Here is a 15,484-nt window from a genome sequence, read left to right as displayed (position 1 = left end):
TTTGAACAGGACAGACTCTAGTAAAAATCCGCCGTCTGGCCGCCGTCCTTGCGTTCGCCGCGATGCACCTGCGTCGGCGCGCGACGGTCACCCGTCCGCACCTCGATCCGGCCATCGACGCGCCGCACTTCAGCGGGTGCCAGAATGCGCGCCCGCGCCACTCCGACCGCGCTTGCTGGCGGAGCGACTACCGGAGCGGCGACCGGAACGCTGCCCGTGAGCAGCAACAGGGCGAGAAACGACATGGCAATCATGCTCTGCCGTAACGGCAGGTGTTGCCAGCGCTTTAACCCTGAATCGCAACTATTTGCGTCCACCTGCTGCGGCATTCGGCAAAAGCAAAGGCCGCCTGCCCCGCGTCGGGACAGACGGCCTGCTGATCGTAATCGAAAGCGGGTTTAGAAGCCGCTCTTTGCCTCGGCCTTTTCCTTGAGCAGCGGTGCGATCTCGAACCCGTGCTTCTCGAGCGCCGCGACGATCTTGTCGGTGCCTTCCAGCCCCGCCCAGAACATCGGGCCGCCGCGATAGACCGGCCAGCCATAGCCATAGATCCACACGACATCGATGTCGCTCGCGCGCTGCGCCTTGCCTTCGGACAGGATCAGCGCGCCTTCGTTGACCATCGGGTACAGCGTGCGTTCGATGATCTCCTGATCGGTGATCTCGCGCTTCTCGACCCCCGCCTTGCCGCGGAACTCCTCGATCAGCTCGGCAACGCGCGGGCTCTCCGACGGCTGGCGCTTTTCGTCATAATCGTAAAAGCCCGCCTGCTTCTTCTGGCCCCAGCGGCCTTCGGCGCAGAGCGCGTCGCGGATGCTTTCGATGCGATTGGGGTCGCGGTGCCAACCGATGTCGACCCCGGCGAGGTCGCTCATCTGGAACGGCCCCATCGGCATCCCGAATTCGACATGCACCTTGTCGACCTGCGCCGGTGTCGCGCCTTCCATCAGCAGCTTCATCGCCTCCATCTGGCGCGGCTTGAGCATGCGGTTGCCGATAAAGCCGTCGCACACGCCCGCGACCACGGCGACCTTGCCGATTTTCTTGCCGATCGCCATCGCGGTGGCGAGCGCGTCGGGCGCGGTTTTTTCGCCGCGCACGACCTCGAGCAGCTTCATGACATTGGCGGGGGAGAAGAAATGCATGCCGAGCACATCGCCGGGGCGGCTCGTCGCGGTCGCGATTTCGTCGACATCGAGATAGCTGGTGTTCGACGCCAGGATCGCACCGGGCTTGGCGATCGTGTCGAGCTTGCCGAAAATGTCCTTCTTGACGTCCATATTCTCATAGACCGCCTCGATGATCAGGTCGCAATCGGCGAGATCGTCGAGGCTGAGGCTCGGCGTCAGGATGCCCATCATCTGGTCGACCTGTTCGGGCTTGAAACGCCCCTTGGCGGCTGACGCGTCGTAATTCTTGCGGATCACCCCGACGCCGCGGTCGAGCGCGTCCTGCGCCATTTCGACGATCGTGACGGGGATGCCCTTTTGCAGGAAGTTCATCGAAATCCCGCCGCCCATCGTGCCGGCGCCGATCACGCCGACCTTCTTGATGTCGCGCAGCTGGGTATCCTTGGGCAGGCCGTCGATCTTCGCGGCCTGACGTTCGGCAAAGAAGATATGGCGCTGCGCCGCCGACTGGCTGCCGAACATCAGCTTCATGAACTGCTCGCGCTCGAACGCGAGGCCTTCCTCGAACGGCAAGCGCGTCGCCGCTTCGACGCAAGCGAGGTTGGCATAGGGCGCTTCAAAGCCGCGCCAGCGCTTGGCATTGGCGGCCTTCAGCTGTTCGATCACCGCGACGTCGCCGAACACCGGGCGTTCGCGCGTCGGGCGCGGGCCGTCGGCGATCTTTGCGCGCGCAAAGGCGATGGCGTCGGCGGCAAGGCTGTCTTCGCCCGCCAATTCATCGACCAGGCCGAGTTCCTTGGCTTTCGCCGCGGGCAGGGGATCGCCGGTCGAGGTCATCGTCGCCGCGGCTTCGACGCCGACGACGCGCGGCAGGCGCTGGGTGCCGCCCGCGCCGGGGAGAAGGCCGAGCTTCACTTCGGGCACGCCGAGCTTCGCCGACGGCACCGCGACGCGATAATGACAGACCAGTGCGGTTTCGAGTCCGCCGCCAAGCGCGGTGCCGTGGATCGCGGCGACGACCGGCTTCGACGCCGCTTCGATGGAGTTCAGCACTGCGTTGAAATCGGGGCCGCGCGGCGGCTTGCCGAATTCGCTGATGTCGGCGCCGGCGATAAAGGTCGCCCCGGCGCAGCGCAGCACGATCGCCTTGACGCTATCGTCGGCAAGCGCGGCGGTGAAATTATCTTCCAGCCCCTGACGCACGTGCCAGCTCAGCGCGTTGACCGGCGGATTGTTGACGATGATGACGGCGACCTCGCCATCCTTTTCCATCGTGACGGAAACAGGGGTATCTTCGGACATTTCAGGCTCCTTAAAAGATGCCGTTCGCTTCGAGCGAAGTCGAGAAGCGTCTAGCGCTGCGCTTCGCGTGTCTCGACTTCGCTCGACACGAACGGGGGTGGGTTCTCAAATCAGTCGTCAATCGCGGCGTGGACCAGTGTCTTGACCTCGCGCCGCACGGGATAGGTGGAGGATGGCATCAGCTGCGTCATGAACACCATGCAGATTTGCTCGACCGGATCGACGAAAAAGCCGGTCGAGAACATGCCGCCCCAGTAAAAATCGCCGACTGACCCGGGGGTCATCGTCTGCGCCGGGCTTTCGTTCACCGCAAAGCCAAGGCCAAAGCCGACCCCGGCATTTTCGGCCTCCGAAAAGATACCGACGCTGTGCTGGACGAGGTCGCCGCCGCCGACGAGGTGGTTCGCGGTCATCAGTTCCAGCGTCTTGCGGCTGATGATGCGCGTGCCATCGAGCGCGCCGCCGCCGAGTAGCATCAGGCAGAAACGGTGATAGTCGGCGAGCGTCGAAGCGAGCCCGCCACCGCCCGAATGAAAGCTGCGATCCTTCGCCCAGCGGCTCTTGTCGCCGCTATCGAAGGGCTTCATCTTGGCCACGGGATCGAAGGCGTAACAATCGGTCAGCCGGTGCTGCTGATCGGCGGGCACCTTGAACCCGGTATCGACCATAGCGAGCGGGCCAAATATGCGCTCCTGCAACACCTGCGCGAACGGCTTGCCCTCGATCCGCTCGACCACGGCGCCGAGCACGTCGGTCGCCATCGAATAATTCCAGTGCGCGCCGGGGTCGAACTGGAGCGGGATTTTGGCCAGCCCCTCGATGAAACTGTCCATCGTATAATCGGCATCGAAATCGTCGATCCGCGCCTTGCGGTACGCGGCATCAACGGGGGTGCGCTCCTGAAAACCATAGGTCAGTCCCGATGTGTGGCGGAGCAGGTCGACCATGCGGATCGGCTGCGTCGGCGGCCGGGTCAGGAACGGCACATTGCCGCCGCCCGCGACAAAGACGCCGGTATCCTTGAACTCGGGGCAAAATTTGACCAGCGGATCGGACAGCGCGACCTTGCCTTCCTCGACCAGCATCATGAAGGCGATGCTGGTGATCGGTTTGGTCATGCTGGCGATCCGAAAGATCGCATCCTCTTGCAGCGCCGCGCCCGGGCGCGCATCGCCGATGCATGACAGGTGCGCAATCTCGCCGCGCCGCGACACCAAGGTCGCTGCATGCGGCAAGCGGCCGGGGCCGACATATTTGGCCTCCAGAAAGGCGGGAATGCGGCTCAGCCGCGCCGTATCGAAACCGTGACCCATATCTATCCTGTCAATGCGATGTCTGGCCAAGCAGCTGGCGCGTCACCGGATGCGAACTGGTGAGCCCGCCGTCAACCGCGATCGCTTGTCCGTTGACATAGCTTGCCTGATCGCTGGCAAGGAACAGCGCGACATTGGCGAGCTCCTCGGGCTGCGCGGCGCGTTTCAGCGGGTTGAGCTGGCCCAGCTTGTGCGTGACCTCCTTCGCCTTCGCATAATCGAAGGTCGGCTTGGTCATCCCCGTTTCGGTGAGGCCGGGGCAAATCGCATTGACGCGCACGCCGCTGGTGGTGAGTTGCTGCGCCGCGGTCTTGGCGAGGTTGATCACGCCTGCCTTCGACGCGGAGTAAGCGCCCGGACCCGCGCCCGAATTGATCCCGGCGACGCTTGCAGTCAGCACGATCGCACCGCCGCGGCCCTGATCGACCATCGCCTTGCCCGCATGTTTCACCATCAGCGCGGGGCCGATCAGGTTGACGCGCAAGGTCTCGGCCCAGGCGGCAGGATCGAAGTCGAAAATGCCGCCCATGTCGCCGATGATCCCCGCGTTGGCGAAAGCGACGTCGAGTCCGCCGAAATTTTCCTTCGCGGCGGCGACCATCGACGCCACATCGGCCTCGATCCCCGCGTCGATTTCGAGCGCGACGGCGTCGCCGCCCGCATCCTTCACCAGCCGCGCGGTCTCATGCACCGCCGCCGTCTTGTCGCCGAGCACCAGCTTCGCGCCTTCGGCGGCGAAGCGCAGCGCGCTCGCGCGGCCGATCCCCGAACCGGCGCCCGTGATGATTGCGATCTTGCCGTCCAATGCGCCCATTATCCGCCTCCCGAAATCGTGGCTCCGCCATCGCACACGATGGTCTGGCCGGTGGTGAATGCCCCCGCCTTGCTGGCAAGGAAGACCGCGGCGCCCGCGATCTCGTGCGGTTCGCCGATGCGCTTCAGTGTTGAAGCGGCGGTCGATCGTTTGAGATTGTCGGGATTTTCCCACAAGGCGCGCGCCATGTCGGTGCGGATCAGCCCCGGCGCGATGCAGTTGACGCGCACGCCCCTAGGGCCGAACTCGACCGAAAAATTGCGCGCGACCTGCATGTCGGCTGCCTTGGAGATGCCATAGGCGCCGATGATCGGCGATCCTTTCAGCCCGCCAATCGAGCTGATGATCGTGATCGACCCTTCGCCGCGTTCGAGCATTTCGGGCGCGACCATCGTGATCAGCCAGTGGTTGGACAGGATATTATTGTCCATGATCTTGCGGAACTGGTCGTCGCTGATCCCAAGGCCGGGACCATAATAGGGGTTCGACGCGGCGTTACAGACCAGCGCCGTGACCTTGCCAAACGCGGCGCGCGTTTCGTTGACGAGGTTCTGGAGGTCGTCCTTCGACGAGATGTTCGCGGCGACGGCAATCGCGGTGCCGTCGCCGAACTTCGCATTGATCTCGGCCGCGGTTGCATCGCAGGCATCCTGCTTGCGGCTCGAAATCACGACCTTCGCGCCCTGTTCGGCCATCGCTTCTGCCGTGGCCTTGCCGATGCCGCGCGACGATCCGGTGATCAGCGCGACCTGGCCGGTCATGTCGAACAGGCTCATGCGCCCGCCTTTCGTGCAAATTCCCACGCCCGCGCCGCGAGCGGCTGCACGCGCTCCGACATCGCCTTGGCATGGGCCGACGAAGCGGTGCCATCGATGACGCGCTTCTTGATTCCCTGCATGATCCCGGCGAGGCGGAAGAAGTTATAGGCGAAATACCAGTTCATGTCGGGCACGCCGTCGCGCCCGGTGGCGGCGCAATAGCGTTCGACCATTTCATCGAGTTCGGGAATGCCCAGCGCTTGCCGATCGAGATCCATCACCCCCGAACGCCCGCCATTCTCGGTCACCCACGCCATCGCGACATAGGTGAAATCGGCGAGCGGATCGCCCAAGGTCGACAGTTCCCAGTCGAGCACCGCCAGAACCTCGGGCCGGTCCTTGGCATAGATCATATTGTCGATGCGGTAATCGCCGTGGACGACGCTGGTGCGCGTCTGTTCGGGGAGCGTCGCGGGAAGGAAGGCGATCAGCCGCTCCATCTCGTCCATCGTCTCGGTCTCGGCGAGCTTGTACTGCTTGGTCCAGCGGTCGACCTGCCGCCCGAAATAATTGCCCGGCTTGCCGAAATCGGACAGCCCCGCCGCCTCGACGTCGACCTTGTGCAGCGCGGCGAGCGTGTCGATCATCGCCTCATAGGTCGCGCGGCGGTTTTCCGGCGTCGAACCGGGCATCGACCCGTCCCAAATCGTCTGCCCATCGACCATGCCCATCACATAAAACCAGCTGCCGACGATGCTGTCGTCGGTGCAGAGGCCATATTGGCGCGCGACGGGAAAGCCCATTTTGTGCAGCCCCGCCTGCACCTTATATTCGCGGTCGACCGCATGCGCCGAGGGGAGCAGCGGGCCGAAGGGCTTGCGGCGAAGGACATAATTTCCCGACGGCGACGAGATTTTATAGGTCGGGTTCGACTGGCCGCCCGCGAACTTGCTTTGCGTCAGCGGGCCTTGGAAACCCTCGACATTCGCTTCCATCCACTGGGTCAGCTTCGCCTCGTCGAGCACGTCCGCCCCTTCGGGCGCGACGGTGCCGCTGAACGCCTTTTGTGCGTCGATGGTCACTGGTCGAATACGATCACCGACCGTGCGGCGTCGCCTTTCTTCATCTTGTCGAACCCTTCGTTGATCTTCTCGAGCGGGATCGTCTCGGCGACGATCGAATCGAGGTCGAGCAGCCCGCGCAGGTAAAAATCGACGAGGCGCGGGATGTCGACCGGGAAGCGGTTGCCGCCCATGATCGCGCCCTGCAATTTCTTGCCTGACAAGAGGTCCATCGCGCCGAGCCCGACCTTTTCGGTCAGCGGCATCATGCCCAGGATCGTCGCGGTGCCGCCGCGGCGCAGCGACGCGACCGCAAGGCTTGCCGACGCCGGACGCCCGACCGCCTCGATCGCATGATCGACCCCGCCCTTGCTGAGTTCGACGATCTGCTTCGCGGCATCGGCATCCATCGCGTCGACCACATCGGTCGCGCCCAGCTTCATCGCCAGCGCGCGCTTTTCGGGAACCGGATCGGCGGCGATGATCCGCCCCGCGCCCGCGATCTTCGCGGCGTTGATCGTCGCGAGCCCAACGCCGCCGCAACCGACGACCGCGACCGTCTCGCCCGGGGTCACCTTGCACGCGTTGAAGATCGTCCCGGCACCCGTCGTCACCGCGCAGCCGATGACCGCGGCGCGGTCGAGCGGCATGTCGGGGTCGATCGCGACGCACGCATGTTCGTGGACCAGCATCGTCTCGGCAAAGGCCGACAGGTTGAGCATCTGGTTGACCGGCGACCCGTCGGGCCGCGTGATGCGCGGCGCCGAACCGGCAGCGCGCCGGGTGTCGCCGCCCATGCACAAAGACATGCGCCCGCTGACGCAAAACTCGCAGTGGCCGCAGAAGGCCGACAGGCAGGTGACGACCGCGTCGCCGACCTTCACCGTACGCACTTCGCTGCCGACCGCCTCGACGATGCCCGCGGCTTCATGGCCGGGGATCGCGGGCAGGGGGTGCGGATAGGCGCCGTCGATGAAATGCAGGTCCGAATGGCAAAGCCCGCAGGCGGCGGTGCGGATGCGCACCTCGTGCGGGCCGCAGTCGGCAACGACGACATCCTCGATCGACAGCGGCTGGCCGGGTTCGATCAGAATTGCGGCTTTGGTCATTCAAAATCTCCGTTCAGTCCCCCTCCCGCTTGCGGGAGGGGCTAGGGGAGGGCATGTCAATTCCGAACGGGAGAGGAATAAGCCCTCCCCCAACCCCTCCCGCAAGCGGGAGGGGAGTTTGTATTTAGCGCGACACCCCGACGTCGCCCGACGAAAAGCCGGGATCGGCGGCGTCGCTATATTTGGCGAACTCGATGCGGGCGATCGCGCGTTCATGCACCTCGTCCGGACCGTCCGCCAGCCGCAAGGTGCGCTGATGCGCATAGGCTTTTGCCAGCCCGAAATCCTCCGACACGCCCGCCGCGCCATGCGCCTGGATCGCGTCGTCGATGATCTTCAGCGCCATGTTCGGCGCCTGCACCTTGATCATCGCGATCTCGGCCGCGGCCGACTTGTTGCCGACCTTGTCCATCATGTCGGCGGCCTTCAAACACAGCAGGCGGGTCATTTCGATGTCGATGCGCGCGCGCGCCAGGCGATGTTCCCAGATGCTATATTCGGCGACCTTGCGGCCGAACGCGACGCGCGACTGGAGCCGTTTCGCCATTTTCTCGATCGCTTCCTCGGCGACCCCGATCGTGCGCATGCAGTGGTGGATGCGGCCCGGGCCAAGCCGCCCCTGCGCGATCTCGAAGCCGCGACCCTCGCCGAGCAGCATCGCTTCCTCGGCATTGACGCGGACATCCTTCAGCTCGATTTCCATATGGCCGTGCGGCGCATCGTCATACCCAAAGACGGGGAGGTGACGCTTGATGGTCACGCCGGGGGCGTTGAGCGGCATCAGCACCATCGACTGCTGCGCGTGACGCTTGGCGGCAAAGTCGGTCTTGCCCATCACGATTGCGACCTCGCAGCGCGGATCGCCTGCGCCCGACGACCACCATTTGGTGCCGTTGATGACATAATCGTCGCCATCGCGCTCGATCCGCGTTTCGATGTTCGTCGCGTCGGACGAGGCGACCGCGGGCTCGGTCATCAGGAACGCCGAACGGATTTCGCCATTCATCAGCCGGCCGAGATATTTTTCCTTCTGCGCGCGCGTGCCGTAACGGTGGAAGACTTCCATATTTCCCGTGTCGGGCGCCGAGCAGTTGAACACTTCGCTCGCAAAACCGATCCGCCCCATTTCCTCGGCGCACAGCGCATATTCGAGGTTGGTGAGGCCTGGGCCTTCGAACTCGAAGGTCTCGTCGACATGGTGGTGTGCGCTGCTGCGCGGCGGCATGAACAGGTTCCAGATGCCCGCGGCCTTCGCCTCGGCCTTCAGATCCTCGACGACCTGGATGACTTTCCAGCGATCGCCTGCCTTGTCCTGCTCGTTATAGGTGGGGACGGCGGGACGGACCTTGCGCTCGATGAAATCGCGCACCCGGTCGCGCCAATAGACCTGCCGGTCGGTAAGGTCGAAATCCATCTGAGCATCCTTTCCGTTTACGTTCGCGTAAGCCTTTGGACCGATTCGTCCTGCTTTGCCAACCCCTGCGGGCCGATTATTACCTCATTTGGTCGCGCGCCGACATTTTCCGTTACGGATGCGCCCCGCTTCCGTCCGGTTCGGCGCGCGCCGTATCGTCGAGCAGCGCCAGCCGCGCTTCGTGATCGGCGCGCGAAATCGGGAAGCGCCGCATCACGATCAGCCCCAGCGTCCCGATTACCAGCACCGCCAGCGCATAGCCGAGCGCAAGGTCGCCGAGGACCGCGCGCTCGATCTCGCCCGGCTTGGCCGACGCCGGAAACGCCGCGAACGACAGGATCAGCCCGGCAATGAAGATGCCGATGCCGGTCGCGCATTTCTGCATGAAGAAATAACCGGCAAAGAACAGCCCTTCCGACCGCCGTCCGGTCTCGCTTTGCGATGCCTCGACGACGTCGGCCATCATCGAAGATGACAGGATCATCAGCATGATCGAAAAGCTGTTCGAAATGAACACCAGCGCGAACATAACCGCGGCGCTCGGCTTGCCGGGCAGGCCCGGAAAAACCCCCTGGGTCCACGCCAAGTACATGCCGCTGTTGACGAGCAGCGCGATCGCCCCGGCGACGATCGCGCCGTCGCGCTTGCCGAGCCGCGCCGACAGCGGCGCGACGAACAGAAAGGCGGCGATCATCGATCCGAACAGCAGAAAGACATAGGCGATCAGCTCGCCTTGCGTCAGCTGCCAGAAAAAGCCGAGCAGATAATTGGTCATCGAAAAGGTGATGCCCTGGTTGACGAAGCCGAACAGCGCAGCGAACACCAGCCACAGGAAGGCGCGGTTGGACAGCGTGTCGCGCATTTCGCCGAGCACCTGGCGCAGCGTCATCACGGGTTTGACGTCGGCCAGGTTCGACACCGCGATCCGCCGATGCTGTCCCGCCGCCGAAATCACTACCGCGCCCAGCATCATCAGCGCCCCGGTGAGTGCATAGGGACCATAGCCGTCGGGATCGACCAGCCCCTTAGGCCCGCCGAAAAACACCCCATAGGCAAGCAGCAGGATCAGCAGCCCGCCGCCCCAGCCGAACAGGAAGCGATAGCGCATGACGATCGTCCGCTCGTCATAATCGGCGGTCAGTTCGGGAACGATCGCCACCGACGGCACCTCGCAGCACGACACCAAAGTCCGCACGATAATCGCAAAACCGATCAGCCAGAGCACGGTCATCGAATCGGACATGGCGGGCGGGTGCCACAGCAGCATCCATGCGATGGCAAGCGGCACGGGGGCGATGTAGAGCCAGGGCAGGCGGCGGCCCCAGCGGCTCCGCGTGCGGTCGGTCAGCTCGCCGATCACCGGATCGACAAAGGCGTCGGCGATCAGCGCGACCATGATCGCGGTGCCGACGATCCCGGCGTCGAGGCCGACGACCTGATTGTAGAACAGCAGCAGAAAAGTCGAAAAACCATTATCCTTGACGCCATAGGCGATGCTGCCGAGCCCGTGCGTCGCTTTCAACCACACGGGCAGGCGCCGGGTTTTCGGCACCGCCGCGGCCGACGCGTTCACGCCGCCGCTCCGGCCTTGGCAGCCTCCTCCATCTGGACCAGCGCGTCGAACATGCCCGGCGTTTCCTTGTCCCACGCGTGGCGCTGGCCGATCGTCAGTCCGCCATCGACCAGCAGATGGGTGCCGGTCATGAAACTCGACTCCTCGCTCGCGAGGTAAGCGACCGCGTTGGCGATGTCCTCGGGCTGGCCGCCGCGCGCGACCGGCTGCGCCTGCGCGCTCATCCCGGCGATGATCGCATTCGCCTGTTCCTTCATCTCGCCGGGGACGTCGAGCGACGCGGTGAAGATATTGGTGTTGATGAAGCCGGGGCAGATCGCGTTCACGCGGATGCCATATTGCGCCAGATCAGTGGCGGCGACCTTGCTAAGGTGCAGCACCCCCGCCTTCGCGACGGCATAGGCGATCGGCGAATAGCCCGCGCCCAGCGCCGCGACGCTCGCGGTGTTGACGATGCTCGCGCCCTTCCGCGCCTTCATGTGCGGCGCGGCGTAACGGATGCCCATCGCGACCGATTTCAGCACTAGGTCCATCGTCCGGTCCCAGCCTTCGGGGGTGATCTCGTCGATCGGCGCGCGGTCGCCGCCCGCGGCGGCATTGTTGAAGACGATGTCGATGCCGCCGGCCTTCGCCGCGGCTTCGTTCATCAGCGCCTCGATGTCCGACGGCCGCGTCACGTCGCAGCGGACGAAATCGATCTTGCCGTTCGATGCTTCGGCGAGCGCGCGCCCGCCCGCTTCGTCGATGTCGGCGGCAAACACATGCGCGCCTTCGCCCGCCAGTTTCAGGACCGTGGCCCTGCCGATACCCGATGCCGCGCCGGTGACGACGGCGACCTTGCCTGCGAATCGCATATCCTGCTCCCGTTTTCTTTTGCCACTTAGCTTAGGCGCCAAAGGGGACGCGTCAACGGCGGCCTGTCGGACGCTACGGCGCCGTAACGGCAGGTGGGCCCGCCCAAGTTGACGCTTGCGTAAAGTAGCGAAGCCGACGTAGGTTTGCGGCCAGAAGAGGAGCCAAAAGGATGAGCGAACTGGACGCTTTCCGCACCGAGGTGCGCGAATGGCTGGAGGCGAACTGCCCCCCCGAAATGCGCGAGCCGATCCGCGACGAAGACGACGTCTGCTGGGGCGGGCGCAACTTCAAATTCAAGAACGATGCCCAGAAGGCGTGGCTCGAAGCTTGTGTGGCCAAGGGCTACACCGTTCCCGACTGGCCGAAGCCTTATGGCGGCGCGGGTCTGACCCCCGAACAGACGAAAATCCTGAAGCAGGAAATGAAGCGCATCAAGGCGCGCTCGCCGCTCGACAGCTTCGGCATCTGGATGCTCGGCCCCGCGCTGCTCAAATTCGGCACAGAGGAGCAGAAGGTCCATTATCTGAACCCGATCGCGCGCGGTGAAATCCGCTGGTGCCAGGGCTACTCGGAACCCGGCTCGGGCAGCGACCTCGTCAGCTTGCAGACATTCGGCGAAGACAAGGGCGACCATTGGGTCGTCAACGGGTCAAAGATCTGGACGAGCTACGCTGACAAGGCCGACTGGATTTTCTGCCTCGTTCGCACCGACAAGGCGAACAAATATCAGGGCATCACCTTCATGCTCTTCGACATGGAGAGCCCCGGCGTTACCACCAAGCCGATCCTGCTCATCAGCGGCAACAGCCCGTTCTGCGAAACCTTCTTCGACGATGTGAAGGTGCCGAAGGACCAGTTCGTCGGCGAGATCAACCGCGGCTGGGACGTCGCCAAATATCTGCTCGGCCACGAACGCGAGATGATCTCGGGCGGCGGCTCCGGCGGCGACATGATCAGCATCGGCGGCGCCTTTGCCAAGGCGTTCGGCAAGAACGCCGCCGGCGAGCTCGACGACCCGATCCTGCGCGCCGAGATGGCGGCGTTCGACACCGACGTCTTTGCCTATCGCGCGATGGGCGAGCGCTTCATGGACATGTGGAAGACCGGCCGCGCGCATCCGGCCAGCTCGAACATGATGAAATATGTCGGCACCGAACTCAACAAGCGGCGCCATGAGCTGGTGATGTCGGGCGGCGGCAGCGAAGCGCTCGAATGGGACAGCGAAGAAAGCAAGGGCGGCGCGCGTGCGCGCAGCTGGCTGCGCACCAAGGCCAATTCGATTGAAGGCGGGACGAGCGAAGTGATGCTCAACGTCATCGCCAAGCGTATTCTCGACCTGCCCGGAGCCTGACCCATGCCCTTGTACCACAATGACGATCAGGCGATGCTCAAGGACAGCGTCGCGCCCTTCGTCGCCGAACAGGCGCCGGTCTCGCATCTCCGCAAGTTGCGCGACAGCGCGGACGCGACCGGCTTCTCGCGGGACCTGTGGGCGCAGTTCACCGAAATGGGCCTGCCCGGGATGCTCGTCCCGGAAGCCCATGGCGGGCTCGGCATCGGGCATGTGGAAGCGGGCATCGTGCTCGAGGAAATCGGCCGCAACCTGACTCCGTCGCCTTTCCTGTCGACCAGCGTCGGCGCGGTCGCCGCGCTGGCGAAAGCGGGCGGCACGCAGGCGGGCCGCTGGCTCCCCGCCATTGCCAGCGGCGAGGCGATCGTCGCACTCGCGATCGACGAAGGCGCGAAGCACCGCCCCGACCGGATCGCCACCACCGCAACGCGCGCCGGCAACGGCTTCCGCCTCGACGGCAAGAAAAGCTTCGTCCTCCACGGCCATGTCGCCGACATGAGCATCGTCGCGGCGAAGACCGACGGCGGTATTACGCTGTTCGCGGTGCCGAAGGACGCCAAGGGCGTCACCGCCAACCCGCGCCGCCTCGTCGACTCCAGCCTCGCGAGCCATGTCACGCTCGACGGCGTCGAGGTCGATGCCGACGCGGTGATCGGCGAGGTCGATGCCGGCGGCGAGATCCTCGACGCGCTGCTCGCTGCGACGCGCACCGGTGCCGCCGCCGAAATGGTCGGTGTCGGGCAGGGCGCGATGGACATGACCGTCACCTACCTCAAGGAACGCAAGCAGTTCGGCAAGCTGATCGGCGAGTTCCAGGGACTCCAGCACCGCGCCGCGCATCTCTATGGCGAGATGGAAGTCGCGCGCGCGACGGTGATGAAGGCGCAGCAGCTGCTCGACGAGGGCAGCGAAGGCGCAAAGCTGATGGTCTCGGTCGCCAAGGCCAAGGCCGGTCGCGCCGCGAACCTTGCGGTGCGCGAAGGCGTGCAGATGCACGGCGGCATTGGCATGACCGACGAATATGACATCGGCCTCTATATGAAGCGTGACCGCGCGCTCGCCGAGTTTATGGGCGACGTGCATTATCACATCGACCAGGTCGCGCGGATGAACGGGTATTGAGTTGAATCCATCCCCTCCCGCTTGCGGGAGGGGCAGCGAGACTTGGGAACTAGTTCCCTAGTCGCAGCGGGGAGGGCAGACGGCCCACAGGCCCCACCCCAACCCTCCCCTGAAGGGGAGGGAGTCGAAAGGACAGTTTTATGAACCTCCAGGACATGTTCGGCCTCGACGGCCGCATCGCGCTCGTCACCGGCGGCTCGCGCGGCATCGGCAAGATGATCGTCGAGGGTTACCTAGCCGCGGGCTGCGCGCGCGTTTACATCTCGGCGCGCAAGACGCAGCAGATCGAGGAGGCCGTCGCCGATTTCGAAACGCGCTATCCGGGCAAGGTCATCGGCCTGCCCGTCGACCTCGCCACGGTTGAGGGCTGCCGCGCGCTCGCCAAGGAACTCGAAGCGCGCGAGGAACGCGTCGACATCCTCGTCAACAACGCCGGGGCGGCGTGGGGCGAACCCTTCGAAGGCTTCCCCGAAGCGGGCTGGGACAAGGTGATGGACATCAACGTCAAATCGCCCTTCTTCCTGACGCAGGCGCTGCACGGACTGCTCAAGGCCGGCGGTTCGCATGAACGCCCGGCAAAGGTCATCAACATCGGCTCGATCGACGGCCAGCGCCTCAATCCGTGGGAAACCTATAGCTACCACGCGTCGAAGGCGGCGATTCTCTACCTTACCAAGCGGCTCGCGGCGCGCCTCGTTACCGATCATATCCTTGTCACCGCCATCGCGCCGGGCGCCTTCCAGTCCGACATGAACAAGGCGGCGCGCGACCATGGCGATGCGGTCGCGAAAAGCATCCCCGTGAAGCGCATCGGCGTGCCCGAGGATATGGCCGGGGCCGCGATCTTCCTCGCGTCGAAGGCGGGCGACTATGTCGTCGGCGACACAATCACCGTCGACGGCGGGCTGGTGCACGGCGATTTGAAGACCAGCATCGACGCCTGATCTCGCGGTCGTCACCCCGGACCTGATCCGGGGTCCACGACTAAAGTGGCTGGATGGATCCCGGATCAAGTCCGGGATGACGAAGCTGCGAAGTTGACTCCGCGAACTCCAAGGTGTATTATTCAACTAATGCACCAAGGAGATGTGCCATGCGTTTCGCTTTCCTGATCCCCCCGATGATGCTGCTCGCCGCCTGCGGGCAGGACGAGAAGGCCGCCGACAGCCCCGATATTTCGATCAACGCCGACGGCGATAATGGCGGCAAGGTCCAGATCACCTCGGGCAAGGATGGCGGCAAGATCAAGATCGGCGGCGAAGGGGTCAATATCGACCTCGACATCCCCGATCTGGGCGACATGGACATCAACACCGATTTCGATATCGACGGGGTGAAACTCTATCCCGGCAGCAAGATCAACGCGATGGACATCGACGCTAGCGACAAGAATGGCGCCGACACCGCGACGGTGAAATTTGGCTTCAGCTCGCCCGCCGCGCCCAAAGTCGCCGCGGACTGGATGGGCGCCGAATTTGCCAAGCGCAACATCCAGGTCGAACGCGCCGGTACGACGCTGCGCGGCACCGCCAAGGATGGCGACGATTTCACGATCAGCTTTGCTCCCGATGGCGCGAATGCCAAGGGTCAGGTGGTGATCGTTTCGAAATAGCTGAAACTGGCCGTCGCCCCCGCGAAGGCGGGGGCCGCTGTTGCCCTGTTCCTGCCTCGCCGCGTAAACC

14 protein-coding genes are annotated in these 15,484 nt (G+C 64.5%); 4 read left to right on the top strand and 10 right to left on the bottom strand.

Going from position 1 to position 15,484, the window contains the following annotated elements:
- Positions 1 to 17: 17 nt before the first annotated feature.
- The 10 genes from SPYCW_RS15485 to SPYCW_RS15440 form a co-directional block, all read right to left on the bottom strand.
- Positions 18 to 245: a hypothetical protein gene (locus SPYCW_RS15485; protein WP_232014735.1), complete on the bottom strand. Its 228-nt coding sequence runs from the start codon at positions 243 to 245 to the stop codon at positions 18 to 20.
- A gap of 153 nt (positions 246 to 398) precedes the next feature.
- Entirely contained in the window at positions 399 to 2,432 is a 2,034-nt protein-coding gene (locus SPYCW_RS15480; protein ID WP_120217557.1) for a 3-hydroxyacyl-CoA dehydrogenase NAD-binding domain-containing protein, read from the bottom strand.
- A 110-nt stretch (positions 2,433 to 2,542) separates the two neighbouring features.
- Complete coding sequence (locus tag SPYCW_RS15475; RefSeq protein ID WP_120217556.1) at positions 2,543 to 3,745, bottom strand: serine hydrolase domain-containing protein; 1,203 nt, start codon at positions 3,743 to 3,745, stop codon at positions 2,543 to 2,545.
- A gap of 10 nt (positions 3,746 to 3,755) precedes the next feature.
- Entirely contained in the window at positions 3,756 to 4,559 is an 804-nt protein-coding gene (locus SPYCW_RS15470; protein WP_120217555.1) for an SDR family NAD(P)-dependent oxidoreductase, read from the bottom strand.
- A complete protein-coding gene (locus SPYCW_RS15465) occupies positions 4,559 to 5,335 on the bottom strand; it encodes an SDR family NAD(P)-dependent oxidoreductase (RefSeq protein ID WP_120217554.1) in 777 nt (258 codons plus the stop codon). The genes SPYCW_RS15470 and SPYCW_RS15465 overlap by 1 nt, the downstream gene beginning before the upstream one ends.
- Entirely contained in the window at positions 5,332 to 6,312 is a 981-nt protein-coding gene (locus SPYCW_RS15460; RefSeq protein ID WP_232014940.1) for a phosphotransferase family protein, read from the bottom strand. Before SPYCW_RS15460 ends, SPYCW_RS15465 begins: the two co-directional genes overlap by 4 nt.
- An 83-nt stretch (positions 6,313 to 6,395) precedes the next feature.
- Positions 6,396 to 7,487, bottom strand: a complete 1,092-nt coding sequence (locus SPYCW_RS15455; protein WP_120217552.1) for a Zn-dependent alcohol dehydrogenase — start codon at positions 7,485 to 7,487, stop codon at positions 6,396 to 6,398.
- Between the two features lie 124 nt (positions 7,488 to 7,611).
- Positions 7,612 to 8,901 carry an acyl-CoA dehydrogenase family protein gene (locus SPYCW_RS15450; RefSeq protein ID WP_120217551.1) on the bottom strand — a complete coding sequence of 430 codons (1,290 nt, stop codon included), beginning with the start codon at positions 8,899 to 8,901 and terminating at the stop codon, positions 7,612 to 7,614.
- Positions 8,902 to 9,013: 112 nt separating this feature from the next.
- Positions 9,014 to 10,474 (bottom strand): MFS transporter, encoded by a 1,461-nt coding sequence (locus SPYCW_RS15445; protein ID WP_172595527.1) that lies wholly within the window; start codon positions 10,472 to 10,474, stop codon positions 9,014 to 9,016.
- Positions 10,471 to 11,328: an SDR family NAD(P)-dependent oxidoreductase gene (locus SPYCW_RS15440; protein ID WP_120217549.1), complete on the bottom strand. Its 858-nt coding sequence runs from the start codon at positions 11,326 to 11,328 to the stop codon at positions 10,471 to 10,473. The genes SPYCW_RS15445 and SPYCW_RS15440 overlap by 4 nt, the downstream gene beginning before the upstream one ends.
- A gap of 170 nt (positions 11,329 to 11,498) precedes the next feature.
- On the opposite strand from SPYCW_RS15440, the gene SPYCW_RS15435 reads away from it, so the two are divergent.
- The 4 genes from SPYCW_RS15435 (at position 11,499) to SPYCW_RS15420 (ending at position 15,414) form a co-directional block, all read left to right on the top strand.
- Positions 11,499 to 12,680, top strand: a complete 1,182-nt coding sequence (locus tag SPYCW_RS15435) for an acyl-CoA dehydrogenase family protein (protein WP_120217548.1) — start codon at positions 11,499 to 11,501, stop codon at positions 12,678 to 12,680.
- A gap of 3 nt (positions 12,681 to 12,683) precedes the next feature.
- The gene (locus SPYCW_RS15430; protein ID WP_120217547.1) at positions 12,684 to 13,802 is read left to right on the top strand and encodes an acyl-CoA dehydrogenase family protein; all 1,119 of its coding nucleotides are present in this window, start codon (positions 12,684 to 12,686) and stop codon (positions 13,800 to 13,802) included.
- Between the two features lie 140 nt (positions 13,803 to 13,942).
- Positions 13,943 to 14,746, top strand: coding sequence for an SDR family oxidoreductase (locus tag SPYCW_RS15425; protein ID WP_120217546.1), 804 nt, complete (start codon positions 13,943 to 13,945; stop codon positions 14,744 to 14,746).
- A gap of 149 nt (positions 14,747 to 14,895) precedes the next feature.
- Positions 14,896 to 15,414 (top strand): hypothetical protein, encoded by a 519-nt coding sequence (locus tag SPYCW_RS15420; protein WP_120217545.1) that lies wholly within the window; start codon positions 14,896 to 14,898, stop codon positions 15,412 to 15,414.
- Positions 15,415 to 15,484 lie beyond the last annotated feature (70 nt).

It is taken from the genome of Sphingopyxis sp. EG6 (assembly GCF_003609815.1).
GTDB lineage: Bacteria > Pseudomonadota > Alphaproteobacteria > Sphingomonadales > Sphingomonadaceae > Sphingopyxis.
This window is presented reverse-complemented; position numbering and strand designations above follow the sequence as displayed.